The 18,317-nt window shown below is 63.8% G+C and carries 19 protein-coding genes and 1 riboswitch; of the genes, 7 read left to right on the top strand and 12 right to left on the bottom strand.

Annotated features, from left to right (window positions below):
• Positions 1 to 93: 93 nt before the first annotated feature.
• The 4 genes from J2Y63_RS18370 to J2Y63_RS18355 form a co-directional block, all read right to left on the bottom strand.
• Positions 94 to 657: a GNAT family N-acetyltransferase gene (locus J2Y63_RS18370; protein ID WP_435267268.1), complete on the bottom strand. Its 564-nt coding sequence runs from the start codon at positions 655 to 657 to the stop codon at positions 94 to 96.
• Between the two features lie 118 nt (positions 658 to 775).
• Entirely contained in the window at positions 776 to 2,275 is a 1,500-nt protein-coding gene (cysN, locus tag J2Y63_RS18365; protein WP_435267267.1) for a sulfate adenylyltransferase subunit CysN, read from the bottom strand.
• 1 nt (position 2,276) lies between these two features.
• The gene (gene cysD / locus J2Y63_RS18360) at positions 2,277 to 3,230 is read right to left on the bottom strand and encodes a sulfate adenylyltransferase subunit CysD (protein WP_435267266.1); all 954 of its coding nucleotides are present in this window, start codon (positions 3,228 to 3,230) and stop codon (positions 2,277 to 2,279) included.
• A 47-nt stretch (positions 3,231 to 3,277) separates the two neighbouring features.
• On the bottom strand, positions 3,278 to 4,027 hold the full coding sequence (locus J2Y63_RS18355) for a phosphoadenylyl-sulfate reductase (protein WP_435267265.1): 750 nt from the start codon (positions 4,025 to 4,027) through the stop codon (positions 3,278 to 3,280).
• 264 nt (positions 4,028 to 4,291) lie between these two features.
• On the opposite strand from J2Y63_RS18355, the gene J2Y63_RS18350 reads away from it, so the two are divergent.
• The 3 genes from J2Y63_RS18350 (at position 4,292) to J2Y63_RS18340 (ending at position 6,220) form a co-directional block, all read left to right on the top strand.
• The gene (locus tag J2Y63_RS18350) at positions 4,292 to 5,212 is read left to right on the top strand and encodes a calcium-binding protein (RefSeq protein WP_435267264.1); all 921 of its coding nucleotides are present in this window, start codon (positions 4,292 to 4,294) and stop codon (positions 5,210 to 5,212) included.
• Positions 5,213 to 5,401: 189 nt separating this feature from the next.
• Positions 5,402 to 5,737, top strand: coding sequence for a DUF6152 family protein (locus tag J2Y63_RS18345; protein ID WP_435267493.1), 336 nt, complete (start codon positions 5,402 to 5,404; stop codon positions 5,735 to 5,737).
• 12 nt (positions 5,738 to 5,749) lie between these two features.
• On the top strand, positions 5,750 to 6,220 hold the full coding sequence (locus J2Y63_RS18340; RefSeq protein WP_435267263.1) for a DUF2214 domain-containing protein: 471 nt from the start codon (positions 5,750 to 5,752) through the stop codon (positions 6,218 to 6,220).
• Here the strand turns inward: J2Y63_RS18340 and J2Y63_RS18335 are convergent.
• The 6 genes from J2Y63_RS18335 to betI form a co-directional block, all read right to left on the bottom strand.
• The gene (locus tag J2Y63_RS18335) at positions 6,213 to 6,491 is read right to left on the bottom strand and encodes a hypothetical protein (protein WP_435267262.1); all 279 of its coding nucleotides are present in this window, start codon (positions 6,489 to 6,491) and stop codon (positions 6,213 to 6,215) included. The two genes, J2Y63_RS18340 and J2Y63_RS18335, sit on opposite strands and share 8 nt — an antisense overlap.
• Positions 6,492 to 6,552: 61 nt before the next feature.
• Entirely contained in the window at positions 6,553 to 8,205 is a 1,653-nt protein-coding gene (gene betA / locus J2Y63_RS18330; protein WP_435267261.1) for a choline dehydrogenase, read from the bottom strand.
• Positions 8,206 to 8,297: 92 nt separating this feature from the next.
• Positions 8,298 to 8,771, bottom strand: a complete 474-nt coding sequence (locus tag J2Y63_RS18325) for a hypothetical protein (RefSeq protein WP_435267260.1) — start codon at positions 8,769 to 8,771, stop codon at positions 8,298 to 8,300.
• 15 nt (positions 8,772 to 8,786) lie between these two features.
• Positions 8,787 to 10,250: a betaine-aldehyde dehydrogenase gene (betB, locus tag J2Y63_RS18320; RefSeq protein ID WP_435267259.1), complete on the bottom strand. Its 1,464-nt coding sequence runs from the start codon at positions 10,248 to 10,250 to the stop codon at positions 8,787 to 8,789.
• A 1-nt stretch (position 10,251) separates the two neighbouring features.
• Positions 10,252 to 11,781: a choline-sulfatase gene (betC, locus tag J2Y63_RS18315; RefSeq protein WP_435267258.1), complete on the bottom strand. Its 1,530-nt coding sequence runs from the start codon at positions 11,779 to 11,781 to the stop codon at positions 10,252 to 10,254.
• A gap of 45 nt (positions 11,782 to 11,826) precedes the next feature.
• The gene (betI, locus tag J2Y63_RS18310; RefSeq protein ID WP_435267257.1) at positions 11,827 to 12,471 is read right to left on the bottom strand and encodes a transcriptional regulator BetI; all 645 of its coding nucleotides are present in this window, start codon (positions 12,469 to 12,471) and stop codon (positions 11,827 to 11,829) included.
• A 123-nt stretch (positions 12,472 to 12,594) separates the two neighbouring features.
• Positions 12,595 to 12,658, top strand: a riboswitch (Fluoride riboswitch).
• A gap of 103 nt (positions 12,659 to 12,761) precedes the next feature.
• Between betI and crcB the strand changes: the two genes are divergently transcribed.
• The 3 genes from crcB to J2Y63_RS18295 all read left to right on the top strand — a co-directional run bounded on the left by crcB (position 12,762) and on the right by J2Y63_RS18295 (position 15,523).
• Positions 12,762 to 13,151 carry a fluoride efflux transporter CrcB gene (gene crcB / locus J2Y63_RS18305; RefSeq protein ID WP_435267256.1) on the top strand — a complete coding sequence of 130 codons (390 nt, stop codon included), beginning with the start codon at positions 12,762 to 12,764 and terminating at the stop codon, positions 13,149 to 13,151.
• Positions 13,148 to 13,585 carry an EamA family transporter gene (locus tag J2Y63_RS18300; protein WP_435267255.1) on the top strand — a complete coding sequence of 146 codons (438 nt, stop codon included), beginning with the start codon at positions 13,148 to 13,150 and terminating at the stop codon, positions 13,583 to 13,585. The genes crcB and J2Y63_RS18300 overlap by 4 nt, the downstream gene beginning before the upstream one ends.
• A 123-nt stretch (positions 13,586 to 13,708) precedes the next feature.
• On the top strand, positions 13,709 to 15,523 hold the full coding sequence (locus J2Y63_RS18295) for an EAL domain-containing protein (protein ID WP_435267254.1): 1,815 nt from the start codon (positions 13,709 to 13,711) through the stop codon (positions 15,521 to 15,523).
• Between the two features lie 70 nt (positions 15,524 to 15,593).
• Here J2Y63_RS18295 and J2Y63_RS18290 read toward each other — a convergent pair whose 3' ends face one another.
• Complete coding sequence (locus J2Y63_RS18290; protein WP_256118685.1) at positions 15,594 to 15,851, bottom strand: DUF1344 domain-containing protein; 258 nt, start codon at positions 15,849 to 15,851, stop codon at positions 15,594 to 15,596.
• 329 nt (positions 15,852 to 16,180) lie between these two features.
• Here J2Y63_RS18290 and J2Y63_RS18285 point away from each other — a divergent pair, with 329 nt between their 5' ends.
• Positions 16,181 to 17,203, top strand: a complete 1,023-nt coding sequence (locus J2Y63_RS18285) for an NAD(P)H-quinone oxidoreductase (protein WP_435267253.1) — start codon at positions 16,181 to 16,183, stop codon at positions 17,201 to 17,203.
• Positions 17,204 to 17,238: 35 nt separating this feature from the next.
• On the opposite strand, the gene J2Y63_RS18280 is transcribed toward J2Y63_RS18285, so the two are convergent.
• Entirely contained in the window at positions 17,239 to 18,213 is a 975-nt protein-coding gene (locus J2Y63_RS18280; RefSeq protein WP_435267252.1) for a diguanylate cyclase, read from the bottom strand.
• Between the last annotated feature and the right edge of the window lie 104 nt (positions 18,214 to 18,317).

The raw sequence follows: 18,317 nt of genomic DNA, 5'->3' as shown, positions 1-18,317 counted from the left end.
CCACAATGGCTCGGGCTTTGATCCTCTGGTTGATGGGTGTGCCGCTCTTCGTCGTTCTCCTGCTCTGGTACTTCTTCTTCTGAGCGGAAAACGCTAGGCATTTGGCCCATCGCCGGCCAATCGCGAAAACATTCTGAAATCATGAAAGGCACCCTTGAACCAGGCTTTCTGGCGAAGGGTGCCTTCATATTGGAAGCCCGCTTTTTCCAGCACCCGGTCCGAGGCCGGATTGCCCGGCAGGGTCCAGGCTTCGATGCGGTTGAGAGCGAATTGTGCGAAGCCGCAGGTGACGACCGCCTCCACGGCCTCCCGCATATATCCCTTGCCCCAGAACGCCGGATCAAGCTCGTAGCCGATCTGCGCGCAGCGCGCGTCGTGCTCGATCCGGTTGAAGCGGACCGCGCCGACGAGGCTGCCGGACGCGCGTTCCTCGATCATCCAGGCGCAGCCCTTGCCCTTCGCGAAGACCTCGCACATCCACTTCAGCGTTCGTTCCGTCTGCTTGCGCGTCGGCGCATCGGGCAGGTTGGAGAAGCGCGATACGTCGGGAACGGACAGGATGGCGTGGAAGGCGTCTCCATCCTCTATGCGCGGCGCGCGGAGCCGCAGGCGGTCGGTGGTAAGTGTCGGATAATCGATTTTGAGGCGGGACGTCATGGCGTGCAACATTGCAGAAATGGAGCGTGCTGCAAGCCGGTTTGGGTAAAAACGGTATCGCCCAAACGAAAGCGGCGCTCGTGGAGCGCCGCTTGCAGATCCTATGGCGACGCCAGGATTATTCGTCCAGATCGGCCAGAATTTCCGCGGCCCTGCCGGCACTGGTGTGGCGCACGTCCACGTCCTGGCGGCGGTTGGCGAAGAGTTCGGTGGCCATGATCTTTTCGGCGAGGTCGGCGGGCAGCGACAGCAGCACGCGCTGGTCGTCCTTGTGGATGCCGCCGATTTCCGAGCGGCGGCCGGTAATCATGCCGCCAGCCACCGTGTTGTTGGTGTCCGGGTCGATCAGGATGAAGGCGCCGGTCGTGCGGTTCTGCTCGTAGGTGTCGAAGATCGCCTGCTCGTCGAACACAAGATGCACCTTGCCGATGCCGTTCATGCCGAGCTTTTCGGCCGAATGCCACTTCGAGGTCTTGAGGTCGAGCTGGCTCACCGGCTCGATGCTGACGCGCTGGCGGCGCGAGCCGCTCTTCAGCCAGTAGCGCTTGCCGGGCTCGATGCCTTCCGGCTGGAGCGCGACGAGCTGCGCGTCGAAGCCGCGGCCGGTCATCGGCTGGCTGTCTATGGCGACGATCATGTCGCCGCGCGACACGTCCACCTGGCGGTCGAGCACCAGCGTGATCGCATCACCGGCGACGGCGGCGTTGCGCACGAGGTCGAAGGTGACGATCTTGGTGACGTTCGCCACCATGCCGGACGGCAGGATGACGACGGAATCACCCGGCTTCACCGAACCGCCGGCAACCGTGCCCTGATAGCCGCGGAAACTTTCGCCGGGGCGGGAGACACGCTGCACCGGCAGGCGGAAGCCGACCGTCTGGTTGGAGCGGGTGGTGGCCTTTTCCAGCGTCTCGACCAGCGTCGGGCCTTCGTACCAGGGCATGTTGGCGCCGCCGTCATAGACGACGTTCTCGCCCTTCAGCGCCGACATCGGGATGGCGGTGATCTGCTTGACGCCCAGCGTCAGCGCGAACTCCTTGAAGTCGTGCACGATCTGCTCGAAGCCGGCGCGGTCGTAGCTCGTCAGGTCGATCTTGTTGACGGCGAGCACGAACTGGCGAATGCCCATCAGCGACGCGATCGTGGCGTGGCGGCGGGTCTGTTCGAGAATGCCGGCACGCGCATCGATCAGCAGCACGGCAAGGTCGGCCGTCGAGGCGCCGGTCGCCATGTTGCGGGTATATTGTTCGTGGCCGGGCGTATCGGCGACGATGAACGAGCGGCGGTCCGTCGCGAAATAGCGATAGGCGACGTCGATGGTGATGCCCTGTTCGCGCTCAGCCTGGAGACCGTCGAGCAGCAGCGCGAAATCGGGCAGGCCGAGATCGTTCTGCTTGCCGCTGTCGCGGTGCAGCGTTGCGGCCTGGTCTTCCTTGACGGCCTTGGTGTCCCAGAGCAGGCGGCCGATCAGCGTCGACTTGCCGTCATCGACCGAGCCGCAGGTGATGAGGCGAAGCGGGCGGGAATCGCGGATCGCGCGCGCTTGATCGCTGGCCGTTTCGAGAACCGATTCGTCCACGGTGAAAACCTCGGCGGTTGCGGTGGCGGATGCGGTCATCTCAGAAGTACCCTTCACGTTTCTTCTTTTCCATGGAGCCGGACTGGTCGCGGTCGATCGCGCGGCCCTGGCGTTCGGAGACCGTGGCGGTCTCCAGCTCGGCGATGATGTCGTCGAGCGTGGTGGCCTGCGAGCGGATGGCGCCCGTCAGCGGGAAGCAGCCGAGCGTGCGGAAGCGGATGACGCCTTCCTGCTTGACTTCGCCGGGCAGCAGTTCGAGGCGCGGGTCCTCGGCGAGGATCATCATGCCGTCGCGTTCGACGAAGGGGCGCTTTTCCGCGAAATAGAGCGGCACGATCGGGATCTCTTCCGCCTGGATGTAGCGCCAGATATCGACCTCGGTCCAGTTGGAGAGCGGGAAGGCGCGCACGCTTTCGCCGTTGCGGATCATGCCGTTGTAGATGTTCCACAGTTCCGGGCGCTGGTTGCGCGGGTCCCAGCGGTGGTCCGGCGTGCGGAAGGAGTAGATGCGCTCCTTGGCGCGCGAGGCTTCCTCGTCACGGCGCGCGCCGCCGAAGGCCGCATCGAACTTGCCGGCGTCGAGCGCGTGGCGCAGCGCCTCGGTCTTCATGATGTCGGTGTAGAGCGCCGAACCATGCGTGAAGGGCGTGACGTTCTCCGCCGCACCGCGCGGATTGATGTGCTCGATCAGGTCGAGATCGTAATCGGCGACGACCTTGTCGCGAAACGCGATCATTTCCGCAAACTTCCAGCCCGTGTTGACGTGCAGGAGCGGGAAGGGCACGCGGCCGGGATAGAAGGCCTTGCGCGCAAGATGCAGGAGAACGGAGGAATCCTTGCCGATCGAATAGAGCATCACCGGACGCTCGAACTCGGCGGCGACTTCGCGGAAGATGTGGATCGCTTCGTTTTCCAGTGCCTTCAGATGCGGATCGAGCGGCGGCTTCGACGTTGCATTCTGCTTCGCTTCCGCTTCGTGACGGGTATCGGACATGAAAGGGTAGTCTCCGGATTGATGCGCCTGGTCGAGGCGAAGGATTGTCAAAGGGCGCTCGACTCGAGGGATGGGATCGCCGATTCCGGCACGTGCAGGCCGCATTCGCGCTTCTCGTCGTTTTCCCACCACCAGCGGCCGGCCCGCTCGGGCTCGCCCGGCTTGATGGCGCGCGTACAGGGCTCGCAGCCGATAGACGGATAACCGCGCTTGTGCATCGGGTTCACCGGCACGGCGTTGTCGGCGACATAGGCGTTGATGCGCGTCATGTCCCAGTCGGCCAGCGGGTTGATCTTGATGAGGTTGCGCTCGGCATCGAACTCCGCGAACGGCGTGTCGGCACGGTTGCCGGACTGGCCGCGGCGAAGGCCGGTGATCCAGAAGGATGCCCCTTCGAGCGCGCGCGCAAGCGGCTTCAGCTTGCGCACGCCACAACAGGCGTGGCGGGCTTCGACGCTTTCGTAGAAGCCGTTGAGGCCATATTGCCTGGCGTAAGCGTCGATATCGTCCTGCACCGGGCGATAGCGCGCGATGGTGATGCCATATTGCTCCTCGGTCTCGTCGATCAGATCGACGGTCTCCTTGAAGAGCCGGCCGGTCTCCAGTGTGACCACGTCCACGGGCAGGCGATCGATGCCGATCGCCGCGGTGATGACCTGGTCTTCGATGCCGAGGCTGGTGGTGAAGACGGCACGGCCGCCCAACTCCGCCACGAGCGCGATGCGCCCGGCGAGGTCGAGTTCGGCGAGTTTGTCATTGAGGGCCTGCGCGGTCCCGTTTCCGGTGAGAGCAGTCATTCCATTCCATGCCTTTACGAGAATTGAGGGGATTATCGCAGCCTTGCCCCCTTCAAGACAGCAAAACCGATTTCTGAAATGTCGGCGCGGGAGCAAATATCTCTCCAACTCACGCCGAGCGCAGAAATCCTGCCGCCTTTCAGCACGCATGCATGTAGCAGAGAAGCCGTCAAAAAACTTGACAGCAAAAATCAGATTTAATAGCTGACTATCTCAGTCATGTTATTAATGGGGCCTGTGCGGCTCTTCGGGAAGGACAGCGAAATGGCGATCAAGATCACGGTCAAGGATGCAAACAGCGACGGCAAGGGCATCAATTTCGCCGCCTATCTCGCCAGCTTCAACAGGACCTATCTTCGCGATGGCTACGGCTCCTTCAACAGCGCCGACCCGATGGCGATGAGCGGCACGCAATATGCCACCACCAATGCCAAGGACTTCGGCGCCTTCCTGACGGCCGGCAAGACGAAGTGGGACTACGACCTGATGACCCACAAGGTCACCGGCTCGCTGAGCGCCATCACCTTCGGCAATTCCATCGACCTGTCGGGCTCGCGCTTCAAGGCGGTTTCCGATATCGAGATCACCGGTCTCAACGTCACCGACAAGACGGTGGGTGGCCAGATCCTCGCCGACATCATGGGCGGCAAGAACACCGATGGCGGCGCGACGACCAGCCTTGAAAAGATCCTCAAGGCCAATGCCATCGACTATCGCGGCAGCAATGGCAGCGACACGTTCACCGGCTTCGGCAAGGCCGACAAGATCTCCGGCAACGGCGGCAACGACACGTTGAAGGGCGGCGCGGGCAACGATGCGATTTCCGGTGGTGCCGGCAATGACAAGCTGTACGGCGACGCCGGCAACGACAAGCTTACCGGTGGCGCGGGCAACGACACGCTCGACGGCGGCGCCGGCAATGATCGTCTTTCCGGCGGCGCGGGCAACGACACCTTCATCTTCAAGAAGGCCCAGGGCAACGACACCATCACCGACTTCTCGGCCGGCAGCGCCAAGGGCGACGTGATCCGCCTCGACAAGTCCGTGCTCTCCAGCTTCAAGGACGTTCTGGCGCATGCCGACGACTCGTCCAGCGGTGTCGTCATCGATTACGGCAACAACACGATCAAACTGGCCGGCGTCGACAAGACCGACCTGCACGCCAACGATTTCTTCTTCTTCTGAGCCTCCGGTCGGAAGAGGTGAGGAAAGGCCGGGCGTTTGCCCGGCCTTTTCGTTTGGGCGACCCGTTCAACTATCCTTGAACGGCCTCGCCGGCGGCTTGGTGTATCCTGCCTTCGGGGCTGACCCTCGGAGGACAACGCCGTGCAAACCGAAACCATCCGGATCGTCACCTTCGCCGCCGCTGTGACGATGACCGCCTTCGCCGCCTTTGCCCACCATGGCTGGACCTGGGCCGAGGAGAAGCAGACCGAACTCACCGGCACCATCCGCACCGTCATGATCGCGCCGCCGCATCCAGCACTTGAGGTCGAGACGGCCTCGGACGGCGTGTGGAAAGTGGAACTCGGCAATCCGCGCCAGACGGAGCGCTCCGGCTTCGTGGAAGGCTCTGCGAAACCCGGCGACGAGATCGTCGTGCTGGGTAACCGCTCGCTCGACCAGAGCGAGAAGCGCATGAAGGCGGTGCGCATCACTGTCGCTGGCAAGGTCTTCGATATCTATCCCGAGCGCATCGAGACGAACTGACGGGCGGCCCGCATGGAGGCGCTCGCTTGGCTCTCGACGACGCCGGTCGCCGCAGCGCTGAAGGCGTCCGGCACGCTCTATCTCGTCGTCAACGCCACCCACATCCTGTCGATCGGCCTCATCGTCGGGGCGATCCTGCCGCTCGACCTGCGGCTGATCGGCGTGGTCCGCGCGGCCTCCATCGCCGCCATCGGCCCGCTCCTGTCACGCACCGCGGCAACGGGCATCGTCTTCGCGATCGTGACCGGCCTCTGTCTTTTCTCCGTCCGGCCGCAGGAATATGCGCAAAACCCGGCCTTCCTGGCAAAGGTCGGGCTCGTCGCCCTCGGCATCGCCAATGCCCTCGTCCTGCATCTGCGCAGCGGGTGGCGCATGGCGATATCCACGGACAGCGCCACGCCCGCCTTGCGCGTGCAGGCAGCGTTTTCGCTCATGATCTGGATTGGCGCCGTCCTGGCGGGACGCTGGATCGGCTTTATCTAACGCCGCGATCGGGATGCGGCACGAGCCTGCCCCAGCGCTCGTCCCACAGGTCCTCCTCGTCGACGACGACGAGATTGCGCGGGTTGACGTCGCCGGCTATCAGCCGCCGGGCGTCGGTCAGCGCTTCCTCGGCGGGAAGCGGAATCGTGTCCTGCGCCTGCGCCGGATCGGTGATGAAGGCGCAGGGGCCGGTGATGCCGTGGATCAAGGTGACGACGAGATCGGTCTCCTTGCTGATGTCGATGCGCGAAACCTTTTGGTAGACGGTCATGGGCTCCCCTTGGAACGGTTGCCCGCCTTAACCCCTTGGAACCGTTCTGGTTCCCAAGTTTTTACCGGTCGCTCACGGCGGCGCGCGGGTTGGTCCACGGCTCCTGGTTGGAGCGCGCCAGCGGTTGCCTGCCAAGGATGTGGTCGGCCGCCTTCTCGCCGGTCATGATCGACGGCGCATTGAGGTTGCCATAGGTGACATGCGGGAAGATCGAGCTGTCGGCGACCCGCAGCCCATCGATGCCGATCACCCGGGTTTCCGGATCAACCACCGCCATCGGGTCGCTCGCCGCGCCCATGCGGCAGGTGCCGCAGGGATGGTAGGCGCTTTCCAGATGCTCGCGCAGGAAGGCGTCGATCTGCTCGTCCGTCTCGACGCCGGCGCCCGGCTGGATTTCCGGCCCGCGGAATTCGTCGAAGGCCTTCTGGCCGAAGATCGCGCGCGTCAGCCGTACGCAGTGCCGGAATTTCTCCCAGTCTTCCGCATGGCTCATATAGTTGAAGCGGATCACCGGATCGGCCATCGCATCGCCGGACCGCAGCGTCACGCTGCCGCGCGACTTCGACAGGTTGAAGCCGACATGCGCCTGGAAGCCATGGCTCTTCGCCGCCGCCTTGCCATCATAGGAAATCGCGACCGGCAGGAAATGATACTGGATGTCCGGCTGCTTCAGCCCAGGTGCTGAGCGCAGGAAGGCGCAGGCCTCGAACTGGTTGGAAGCGCCGAGCCCGCCCTTGGACAAGAGCCATTGCGCGCCCGCCACCCCCTGCCAGAACCACGGCAGCCAGGAATAGAGCGAGACCGGCTTCGTCGAGACCTGCTGGAAATAGAATTCCATATGGTCCTGCAGATTGGCGCCGACGCCCGGCCGGTCGGCCTTCACCTCGATGCCCATGTCCTTCAGATGCGCGGCCGGCCCGATGCCGGACAGCATCAGGAGCTTCGGCGAATTGAAGGAGGAGGCCGAGAGGATCACCTCGCGGTTCGCCTTCACCACCTCGATCTTGCCGTTGCGCTCGATCTCGACGCCGGTCGCCCGCCCGTTTTCAATGACGATCTTTCGCGCGAAGCAATGGACCAGCGAAACGTTCGGCCGCTTCATGGCGGGGCGCAGATAGGCATTGGCCGCCGACCAGCGCCGGCCATTGTGGATCGTCTGCTCCATCAGGCCGAACCCTTCCTGCTTGGAGCCGTTATAGTCCTCGGTGAGCTCGAACCCCGCCTGCTTGCCCGCCTGGATGAAGGCGTGGAAGAGCGGATTGGTCACAGGGCCGCGCTGCACATGCAGCGGCCCGTCCGTGCCCCGCCAGCCCGTTTCCCCGCCATGCGAGGTCTCCATGCGCTTGTAGTAGGGCAGCACGTCCGCATAGGCCCAGCCCCGCGCGCCAAGCTCTTCCCAGCGGTTGAAGTCCTCCGCATGGCCCCGCACATAGACCAACCCGTTGATCGACGACGACCCGCCGATCACCTTCCCGCGTGGCGCGGTGATGCGCCGGTTGTTGAGGTTCGGCTCGGGCTCGGAAAGATAGCCCCAGTTGTACCGCTTCATGCTCATCGGCCAAGCAAGCGCCGCCGGCATCTGGATGAACGGCCCGATATCCGACCCGCCATATTCCAGCACCATGACCGTATGCTTGCCATCTTCGGAAAGCCGGTAAGCGAGCGCGGAGCCGGCTGAGCCGGAGCCGACGATGATGTAGTCTGCGTTCTGCATGGTGTTGGCCCGCTTAAGTTCTGTTAGGCATGGTTTAGGTTTTTAATGCCGGATGGCACGCCTCGGTTGAAAATTCGAGAGAGCGATGCGACCTATGTATTGTCGTTCACACTCAAGGCTGCGCGTGCAGAATGATCCGCGAAGGTTTCCAGGATAAGCTGCTGCTGAGGTTGAGCATGCTTGAACGTGCTCGCCTGGAAGTCGAAGCTGTGCGCAAGAAAAGTGCGCCGCGCCGCAAAAGCGCCATATGGAGCGACATTCGGCGCCACGCTTCGTGGAGTTTGCGCCAAGACCTTGGAGCTGGGGCTAAAATACTGGTCTGCGTGCTGATCGCTTTGTTGGCGCTGAACATCTCGCCGGTCCTGTTTGTCTTGTGGATTCTCGTGCTCTGCCTTGTCATGCTCCACGGTGTTTGCCGACTTCTGTACGTTTCTTTCGCCATGGCATACGTCTTCTTCACCTGGAAGCGCCGCGAATAGCAGGCCGGCAGATGGCTCGAAACCGGGTTCACCACTGACTTTGCCTGTCATATGCATCGCTGCCCCAGCTAGTCTTTCATCAGCCATCTGCTCGGCAACGCCTCAATACGGCGCCTCGACCTTGCCCATCGAGACATAAACCGTCTTCAGCTCCGAATAGTGCTCCAGCGCGGCAAGCGAATTCTCGCGGCCGAAGCCGGATTGCTTGGAGCCGCCGAAGGGGATTTCCACGGGGGCGAGGTTGTAGGTGTTGATCCACAGCGTGCCGGCTTCGAGCTGGTCGACGACGCGGTGGGCGCGGGTGATGTCCGATGTGAAGACGCCGCCGGAGAGGCCGAATTCCGTGGCGTTGCCGCGGGCGATCACCTCGTCTTCATGGTCGAAATCGAGCACGCACATGACGGGACCGAAGATCTCTTCACGCGCGACGGTCATCTCGTCCGTCACGTCGGAAAAGACGGTCGGCTGGATGTAGTAGCCGTCACCCGAGACGTCGTTCGGGATGCCGCCGCCGGTAAGAAGCGTCGCGCCTTCCGCCTTGCCCTTCTCGATATAGTCGAGAACCTTGTCGCGCTGGGTCTTGGAGACCATAGGCCCGAGCTGTGTCGCCTCTTCCATCGGGTCGCCGATCAGGATCTTTTCCGTGCGCTCCTTGAGGCGCGACAGGAATTTCTGCTTGATGCCCTTCTGGACGAAGACGCGGGTGCCGTTCGAGCAGACCTGGCCGGTCGAGTAGAAATTGCCGAGCATCGCACCGCCGATGGCGCTTTCGAGATCGGCGTCGTCGAAGACGATGAGCGGCGACTTGCCGCCGAGTTCCATGGTCACATGCTTGAGGTCGGAGGCCGCAGCCCCCGCCACCTTCTTGCCCGTCGGCACGGAGCCGGTCAGCGAGACCTTGGCGACATCCGGATGGTTGACCAGCAGCGGCCCGGTCGTCCGGTCCCCCTGGATGACGTTGTAGAGCCCCTTCGGCAGCCCGGCCTCGACAAGGATCTCGGCGATCTTCAGCGCGCCGAGCGGCGTGTTTTCCGACGGCTTGAACACCATAGCATTGCCGCAGATGAGGGCTGGCGCCCCCTTCCAGCAGGCGATCTGCTGCGGATAGTTCCACGCGCCGATGCCGACGCAGACGCCGAGCGGCACGCGCTTGGTGAAGGCGAAGTCCTGGCCGAGCGGGATATAGTCGCCGTTGAGGCCGGCCGCCGCGATGCCGCCGAAGAATTCGAAGGCATCGGCGCCCGAGGTCGGGTCGGCGACGATGGTTTCCTGGATCGGCTTGCCGGTATCGAGCGTTTCGAGTTCCGAAAGCTCGCGGTTACGCTCGCGCATGATGTCGGCGGCGCGCTTCAGCACGCGGCCGCGCGCGGTCGGGCTCAGCGCGGCCCATTCCTTCTGGGCGCGCTTGGCCGACGCGATCGCCTTCTCGACGATCGCAGGCGTCGCGGCGTGCAGCTTCGCGATGACCTCGCCGGTGGCGGGGTAAAGGCTCTCGAAGGGCGTACCGGCGGCGTCTTCCACATACTCGCCATCGATGAAATGCGAGGCTTTCGGTTGGGCTCTCATCTTATTCTCCCCGCGGGTAGCGTTTGGATTCCTCGAGATTGTCGAGGTTCATGTGGTTGCGCATGTAGCGTTCGGATGCCTTTTGCAGCGGCTGGTGGTCCCAGGGATAATAGGCACCGTTGCGCAGCGCCTCATAGACCACCCAGCGCCGCGCCTGGCTTTCGCGCACGCTCGCATCGAACGCCGCCATGTCCCAGCGCGCCTCGCGCATCTGTCTAAAGGCCTCCAGCGTCGTCTTGATGACTGGATTTTCTGAGGTCGCGAGATTGGTCAGCTCCAGCGGATCGGCGTCGAGGTCATAGAGCTGTTCCGGGTCGAGTTCGCAGTGGATGTATTTCCACTTGCCCTCGCGGATGCCGACGATCGGCGCATAGGAGGCTTCCGCCGCATATTCCATCAGCACGGGCGACGTCCGCTCCGCGCCGTTGATGACGGGCACCAGGCTTTCGCCGTCCGTCCACGGCATGATCTCGTCCATCGAAATGCCGGCGAGGTCGGCAAGCGTCGGCGTCACGTCTAGATTGGAGGAGGGGGCGAGGTGCAGGCCGGGGGTGACGCCGGGGCCGGCGATCATCAGCGGCACGCGGGCCGAGCCCTCGAAGAAGTTCATCTTGAACCACAGGCCGCGCTCGCCCAGCATGTCGCCATGGTCGGAGCAGAACAGGATCAGCGTGTTGTCCAGCATGCGCGTGCGCGTCAGCGTGTCGACCAGCTCGCCGACCTTCTCGTCGAGATAGGAGATGTTGGCGAAATAGGCCTGGCGCGAGCGGCGCACGTTCTCGCCGCTGATGGCGAAGGCGGCATAGTCGCAGGAATGCAGGATGCGCGCGGAATGCGGGTCCTGCTCCTCCAGCATGCCGACCTCCGGCATCAGGTGCTCGCAGTCCTCATAGAGGTCCCAGAACTTCTTGCGCGCCACATAGGGATCGTGCGGATGGGTGAAGGAGACGGTGACGCACCAGGGCCGGCGGTAGATGTCGTCATTGTCGCGCGAAAGCTGGTAGAGCTTCTGGTTGGCGAGGAAGGCGACCTCGTCGTCATATTCCATCTGGTTGGTGATCTCGGCCACACCCGCGCCCGTCACCGAACCCATATTGTGATACCACCAGTCGATGCGCTCGCCGGGTTTGCGGTAATCCGGCGTCCAGCCGAAATCGGCGGGATAGATGTCCGTCGTCAACCGCTCCTCGAAGCCGTGCAGCTGGTCCGGCCCGACGAAATGCATCTTGCCCGACAGCGCCGTGTAATAGCCGGCGCGGCGGAGGTGATGGGCGAAGGTCGGAATCGAGGAGACGTATTCCGCCGCATTGTCATAGACCCGCGTGCGGCTCGGCAATTGCCCGGCCATGAAGGAGGCGCGGGCAGGGGCGCAGAGCGGCGAGGACGTGTAGTTGTTGCGAAAGCGCGCCGAACGCGCAGCCAGCGCCTTCATATGCGGCGCATGCAGCCAGTCCGCCGGGCCATCCGGGAAAAGCTTCCCGTTGAGCTGGTCAACCATGATGATCAGGATATTCGGCTTGCTGGCGGTCACGGATGGGTCCTTCGAAAGAATGCAAGGCGTGGCGTTTGGCAGACTTTACCTCCCCCTTGAGGGGGGAGGTCGCCGCGAAGCGGCGGGTGGGGGTGACCCTGCGACAGCGCCGGCTGCGGCCAGCTGCGCATTCACATACCCCTCCGTCAGCGCAATCGAAGACTCGATGCTGACCGGCGCGGATTTCAGCCCCTGCCGCAGATACAGCCCGTCGATCATCGCCGCCGCCCCATCGGCAATGTCCGAGGCGGTGGCGGCGGGGCAGAGCTGCTTGAGGCTCGCCAGCAGGTTGGAGTTCAGCCGCCGCGCATAGACGACGAGCAGGCGGCGCACCTCTTCCGAGCGCTGCGCCTCCGAATAGAAGGCGAGCCAGGCGGCGACGGTCTCGGGTGCGAACTGGTGCGCCTGGAAATTGACGCGGATCACCGCCGACAATCGTTCCCGCGGCGTCGCCGCGGCCTTCAGCGCCGCCACGGCATCGGCGCGGAGCTGCCGCAGCAGGCTGCGGATCGTCTCGATGACGAGCTGTTCCTTGGAGCCGAAATAGTGATGGGCGAGTGCGGCCGACACGCCGGCATGGCGGGCGATCTCCGACATGGTGACGGTCAGCGAACCGTGGTCGCCGACCGCCCTCAGCGTCGCGTCCACCAGCGCCTTGCGGCGCACCGGCTCCATTCCAACCTTCGGCATATGGTTCCCCTGATTTTCGTCAAGCGTATTTTTAATTGAGTGATCAATCAATAAAAATTTTTGGCGCTGTCGGCACTATCAACGCCGTTTGACAGCAGCCACGCCGGCGCGCTAAAAATTTCACCGTGGGATGGGGATGGTGCTCCCCGACAACCGCCGTTTACCGGCTGATAGCGCCTGCCAGAACCGGCCAGCAATGGCCGTCGAAGGCGGGCGCGTGTTTGGCGACCGCCCGTGGGCGGTTTTTTGTTGTCCGGCTTTCGAGTAGCTAAACCATGAGGGCAACGGACATGAACTATCTGATCGTCTTTCTCGGCGCCGGCATCGGCGGTGCCGGGCGCCACGGGGTGAACGTGCTGTCGGCGCGCCTGTTCGGCACGGGCTTTCCGGCGGGCACGCTCATCATCAATGTGCTTGGCTGCCTGGTTATGGGGCTGATTGCCGGGGCCTTCGCCTTTCGCGGCCACCTGCCGCAGGAGCTGCGGCTGTTCCTGACGACGGGCATTCTCGGCGGCTTCACCACCTTTTCGGCCTTCTCGCTCGATGCGGCGCTGCTCTGGGAGCGCGGCGAGGTGGGGCTGGCCGCGCTTTATGTCGGCGCCTCGGTGATTTTTTCGCTGCTCGCCGTGGCGGCGGGGCTTGCTTTGTCACGCTATATGCTCGCAGGAGGTGCAATGTGAAGGCGCTTCTCACATCCTGGCAGGTCTGGGCGCTGGGCTCGGCGGTCTTCGCGGCGCTGACGGCGATCTTCGCCAAGATCGGCATTGCCGAGGTCAATTCCGACTTCGCGACCTTCGTGCGCACCGTGGTCATCCTGCTGGCGCTCGCCCTCATGCTGACGCTCATGGGCAACTGGCAGGCGCCCGGCACGGTGCCGGCAAGGAGCTGGATCTTCCTCATTCTCTCGGGCCTGGCGACCGGCGCCTCGTGGCTCTGCTATTTTCGCGCGCTGCAGATCGGCAAGGCCGCGCAGGTGGCGCCCGTCGACAAGCTGAGCGTCGTTCTGGTCGCCGTCTTCGCCGTTCTGTTCCTCGGCGAGCAGCTTTCGCCGGCCCATTGGCTGGCTGTGGTCATGATCGGCGGCGGGGCCTTGCTGCTGGCTTTGCCTATATGAGTCGCTCCTTTTTCAACTCCTTGTAGTCATTGAACTTTCATCGAACTGTCACATTACGGAAACGGATTCTTCAGCGATCCCGAAGAACACTTCGTGGCATAAGTTCACGCCTCGGAGCCGCCCATGTCCGCCGCCGAATTGCTCGCCCTACGCCGTTTCGGGGATGGCGAGATCGTCACCCTCGCCAAGCTGGTGATCGAAACGGCCTTCCAGCCCATCGTCGAGGCCGGCACCGGCGCGGTGTTCGGCTATGAATCGCTGATGCGCGGCTTCGATCGGCTCGGCTTCAACTCGCCGCTCGACCTGATCGACCGCGCGCACGAGGCGGGCCAGCTCCTGGCGCTGGAGCACATGGCCAACAGCCGCGCGATCGCGGCCTTCGCCGCCCTGCCGGATTTCCGCTCGCGCACGCTCTTCATCAATCTCGATTCCCGCCTGGTGGCGGAAGGGGCGGACCTCGTCGAGCGGCTGGCCGGCCATCTCTTCCGCGCCGGCATTCCGGCCTCCTCGATCTGCTTCGAGATTTCCGAGCGCTTCGACAACGATACATTGCCGGATTTCGCCATCCTCGTGCGCAAGCTCCGGCTTGCCGGCTTCAAGCTCGCCATCGACGATTTCGGCGTCGGGCATAACGGGCTGAAGCTGCTCTGCGACCACCAGGTCGACTATCTCAAGATCGACCGCCATTTCATTTCCGGCATGGAGAACGATGCGCGCAAGCGCCATCTGGTGCGCAACACCGTCAACGCCGCCCATGTGCTCGGCATCCGCGTCATCGCCGAAGGGGTGGAGACGGAGGCGGAGTTCGTCGCCGCCCGCGAGGCCGGCTGCGATCTCGTGCAGGGCTGGTTCGTCTCCCGCCCGGTCACCGATTTTTCCATGCTCAGCCCGGTCTATGCCCAGGTGACGCGGGCCGGCGGCACGCGCCGTTCGTCGCGCACGCTGGACAGCATCCTCATTCGCCGCGAGATCGAGCAGGTGGCGGTGCTGCGCGAAAACGAGAGCCTGGAATCGGTCTTCGAATTCTTCCGCCGTGACCCCAAGCGCACCTTCTTCCCGGTGCTGAACGCCAATGACGAGCCGCGCGGCATCCTGCACGAATATCATGTGAAGGAGCTGAGCTATCACCCGTTCGGCCGCGACCTGCTGAAGAACAAGCTCTACCAGAAGAGCCTGTCGCATTTCGTCACCACCGCGCCGATCGCCGATCTCGATACGCCCGCCGAACAATTGCTCGACGTCTTCACCGGCATGGGCGGCAATGAATGCGTGATCCTGACGGAAAACCTGCGCTATGCCGGCATCCTGTCCGCTTCCTCGCTCTTGAAAATCATCAACGAGAAGCGCCTGAAGACGGCGGAGGACCAGAACCCGCTGACGGGTCTTCCCGGCAACCGCTCGATCCGCGACTACCTTCAGGACAAGGCGCTCGACGGCGACCAGCTGCGCTGCCTATGTTACTTCGATTTCGATAATTTCAAGCCGTTCAACGATCACTACGGCTTCCAGAAGGGTGATCTCGCGCTGTCGCTCTTCGCCTCGCTGATGCGCCGCGAATTCATCGGTGACGACGTCTTCATCGGCCATGTCGGCGGGGACGACTTCTTCGCGGGCATTTCCGGCCGTCCGGTGGAGGCTGTGCAGGTCATTCTGGAGCGGCTTTTGGTCGATTTCAGCCGCGAGGTGCGCCTGCTCTATGCGGCGGAAGACCAGCTCGCCGGCCAGATCCGCGGGCATGATCGCGCCGGCAACCAGACGACGTTTCCGCTGATGCGCTGCTCGGCTGCCGTGGTCATCGTGCCGGAGGGCGAGGTGATCGGCGAGGCGGGGCTGATCAGCAGCCGGATCGCCGCCTTGAAGGCGGATGCCAAGGGCAGCGACGGGGGGCTCGTGCTGTCCTCGACATCCGCCGCAGCGCAGCTTTCGGCTGCGCACTAGAGCATTTCCAGCCGAAGCGGCAAAACAAAAAACTTGGAAGCGGGCTCCTCGGAGCCCGCTTCCCGCCACGTCAGCGAATGAGCTTCACGGTCTTCGCTTCGTGGTTCTTGCCGGACATGTCGAAGGAGACGGACACCTTCTCGCCCGTCTTCAGCCCGGGATCGTGGAAACCCTTTGGAAGCTGGTAGGTGGTGCCGTCGCTGAGCGTCAGAGACATCGACGCCTTGTTGTAATCCTTGACCGTACCGGTCGCCGTCTGGGCGGCGAGGGCAAGAGCCGGTGTGGTGAGAACAGTGACGATGGCGAGATTGGAAAGAAGAACACGCATCTGTGTCGTCCTATAGTGGCCCCGGGCGGGGCACTGAGAAGCCGTCCGGGAGACGTCGCGTCGCGGCCCTTGGGGGGTGAGCCGCCGGCGCTCCCCGGCTTCGCAACAGAAGCTAGGCCCGGAAAAATCCGTTTTCAAATTAACAAGATTTAATTCTGCGCGTCCCGAAACGGCCGGAATCTCAGCGGTTTGCGGCTGAAAGTGGGCGGCCGGCGCGCCATCGCAAATGTCGCAGGCGAGGCCGGAAACGATTCAAATGGTTCGCGCTTTAGGCTAGAATCAGCGTTACAGATTGCGCGTCGCCAAAGCGCCCGGGGAGGCAGAAGCCCATGTCCATTCCATCATCCATGTCCTATATCGGGCTTACCGAACATGGCGGCCCGGACAATCTGGTAATGATGGAGGGCCGCACGCCGCAGCTTCGAAGCGGCGAAATCCTGGTGCGGGTCGCGGCCGCCGGCATCAACCGGCCGGACGTGCTCCAGCGCAAGGGCGATTATCCGCCGCCGCCGGATGCAAGCCCCATCCTCGGCCTGGAGATCGCCGGCGAAGTGGTGGCGATCGGCGACGACGTGACCGGCTACGAACTCGGCGACCAGGTCTGCGCGCTGGCGAATGGCGGCGGATACGCGCGTTATTGCGCCGTGCCGGCGACCCAGGCGCTGCCCTTCCCCAAGGGCTATGACGCGGTGAAGGCGGCGGCGCTGCCGGAAACCTTCTTCACCGTCTGGGCGAACCTCTTCATGATGGCAGGCTTGAAGCCCGGCGAAAGCGTGCTCATCCATGGCGGGTCGAGCGGCATCGGCACGACGGCCATTCAGCTTGCCGCAGCCCTCGGCTCACGCGTCTTCACGACGGCCGGCACGGCGGAGAAATGCGAGGCTTGCCTCGACCTTGGTGCCTCCCGCGCAATCAACTACCGCAGCGAGGATTTCTGCACCGTCATTGCGGAAGAGACCGGCAAAGCCGGTGTCGACGTCATCCTCGACATGATCGGTGCCGCCTATTTCGAGCGGAACCTGAAGTCGCTCGCCCGCGACGGCCGCCTGTCGATCATCGCCTTCCTCGGCGGCACCTTCGCCGAAAAGGTCAGCCTCGCGCCCATCCTGCAAAAGCGCCTGCACCTGATGGGCTCCGCCATGCGCCCGCGCACCGCGGCGGAAAAACAGGCGATCCGCGACGAACTGCTGCAAAAGGTCTGGCCGCTTTTGGAGGAGGGGCGCATCGCTCCGGTGGTGCACGCCGTCCTGCCCTTTGCCGATGCCGCTGCCGGCCACCGCATGATGGAGCACGGCGATCATATCGGAAAGATCATGCTGACCGTCGAAAGCAATTCCAGCAAAAGTGTGTAGCGGTTTTGCGTCCGGAATTGCGTAAAAGCTAGACGTTACTGCGCCTGCTCGATGCGGTCGCGGCCGAGGTGCTTTGCGCTGTAGAGCGCCCGGTCGGCCCGCTCGAACAGGTCTTCGGCCGCATTGCCGCAATATTCCGCGACGCCGGCCGACATGGTGTAGGTGCAGCAGAGCCCTGCGCGGTTCTCCTCCTCGCGCACATGGCTGCGCAGCCGCTCCACGGCCTGCGTCGCCTGCCGGATGCTGGTGCCCGGCATCAGCACCATGAATTCCTCGCCGCCGATGCGCGCGAAAACATCGCCGCCGCGCAATTGCTGGCGGCCGGCGGCGGCGAAATGCCGGAGCACGTCGTCGCCCTTGGCATGGCCGTAGCGGTCGTTGATCGTCTTGAAATGATCGAGGTCGATCAGCACCAGCGAGAGCTGCGTGCAGTCGCGGAAGGCCGCGCGCATTTCCGCATCCAGCCGCTCCATCGCCGCGCGGCGGTTGACAAGCCCGGTCAGCGGGTCCGTATCGGCGGCAAGCTGCGCGGCATCGCGGGCGAGCTGCAACACGCGCTCGGTTGATTTCAGCATGGTGATGTCGGTGAAGACGCTCCACAGCCAGCCGTCGGCCAGCAGCGTCTCGTTGACCAGGAACCAGCGGTCGTCGCTGATGTCGATCTCGAAACTGCGGTGCGGGCTGCTGCGCCGTTTTTCGGCCGCCATCGCGAGAAAGGCGTCGATCGGCCCGTTCATCTTCGGGCCGACGCCCTTGGCATGGCAATGGCGCAGGATGTCGCCGAAGGTGCGCGCGCCTGGCTGCACGTCGAAGAGGGCGGCGAAGGCCGCGGAGCCGTAGGAAAGTTCGTCGTCCGGCGAAAACAGCGCGAAGGCGACGCCGGAGGCGTCGAGCCCCGAGAGCACGAGGTCGGTCGTCGCCCGGTCGCGGATGGCGGCAAGCGGCAGGATAGCATCGGCATGCGCCCTGCTGCTCTCGCCCGGCACGCTGTGCCCGTTGCTGCGTCTCACCCGTTTTTCCTTCCAAGGCCGAATCGTCAGGGCGTTGCGCCGGACGATAGGGGCCTTTTGTGGCAGAAGGAGGCAGTGTCGCAACGAGGACTGCCGGATGCCGT

It is taken from the genome of Shinella sp. BE166 (genome assembly GCF_051201095.1).
Lineage (GTDB): Bacteria > Pseudomonadota > Alphaproteobacteria > Rhizobiales > Rhizobiaceae > Shinella > Shinella lacus.
Note: the sequence above shows the minus strand (reverse complement) of the source record. Positions and strands in the feature narration are given on the sequence as shown.

What these genes read in the sequence shown, in the direction of transcription:
- J2Y63_RS18370 (WP_435267268.1), bottom strand. Translation starts at nt 657, where the DNA reads ATGACGTCCCGCCTCAAAATCGATTATCCGACACTTACCACCGACCGC.
- cysN (WP_435267267.1), bottom strand. Translation starts at nt 2,275, where the DNA reads ATGACCGCATCCGCCACCGCAACCGCCGAGGTTTTCACCGTGGACGAA.
- cysD (WP_435267266.1), bottom strand. Translation starts at nt 3,230, where the DNA reads ATGTCCGATACCCGTCACGAAGCGGAAGCGAAGCAGAATGCAACGTCG.
- J2Y63_RS18355 (WP_435267265.1), bottom strand. Translation starts at nt 4,027, where the DNA reads ATGACTGCTCTCACCGGAAACGGGACCGCGCAGGCCCTCAATGACAAA.
- J2Y63_RS18350 (WP_435267264.1), top strand. Translation starts at nt 4,292, where the DNA reads ATGGCGATCAAGATCACGGTCAAGGATGCAAACAGCGACGGCAAGGGC.
- J2Y63_RS18345 (WP_435267493.1), top strand. Translation starts at nt 5,402, where the DNA reads ATGACCGCCTTCGCCGCCTTTGCCCACCATGGCTGGACCTGGGCCGAG.
- J2Y63_RS18340 (WP_435267263.1), top strand. Translation starts at nt 5,750, where the DNA reads ATGGAGGCGCTCGCTTGGCTCTCGACGACGCCGGTCGCCGCAGCGCTG.
- J2Y63_RS18335 (WP_435267262.1), bottom strand. Translation starts at nt 6,491, where the DNA reads ATGACCGTCTACCAAAAGGTTTCGCGCATCGACATCAGCAAGGAGACC.
- betA (WP_435267261.1), bottom strand. Translation starts at nt 8,205, where the DNA reads ATGCAGAACGCAGACTACATCATCGTCGGCTCCGGCTCAGCCGGCTCC.
- J2Y63_RS18325 (WP_435267260.1), bottom strand. Translation starts at nt 8,771, where the DNA reads ATGGCTGATGAAAGACTAGCTGGGGCAGCGATGCATATGACAGGCAAA.
- betB (WP_435267259.1), bottom strand. Translation starts at nt 10,250, where the DNA reads ATGAGAGCCCAACCGAAAGCCTCGCATTTCATCGATGGCGAGTATGTG.
- betI (WP_435267257.1), bottom strand. Translation starts at nt 12,471, where the DNA reads ATGCCGAAGGTTGGAATGGAGCCGGTGCGCCGCAAGGCGCTGGTGGAC.
- crcB (WP_435267256.1), top strand. Translation starts at nt 12,762, where the DNA reads ATGAACTATCTGATCGTCTTTCTCGGCGCCGGCATCGGCGGTGCCGGG.
- J2Y63_RS18295 (WP_435267254.1), top strand. Translation starts at nt 13,709, where the DNA reads ATGTCCGCCGCCGAATTGCTCGCCCTACGCCGTTTCGGGGATGGCGAG.
- J2Y63_RS18290 (WP_256118685.1), bottom strand. Translation starts at nt 15,851, where the DNA reads ATGCGTGTTCTTCTTTCCAATCTCGCCATCGTCACTGTTCTCACCACA.
- J2Y63_RS18285 (WP_435267253.1), top strand. Translation starts at nt 16,181, where the DNA reads ATGTCCATTCCATCATCCATGTCCTATATCGGGCTTACCGAACATGGC.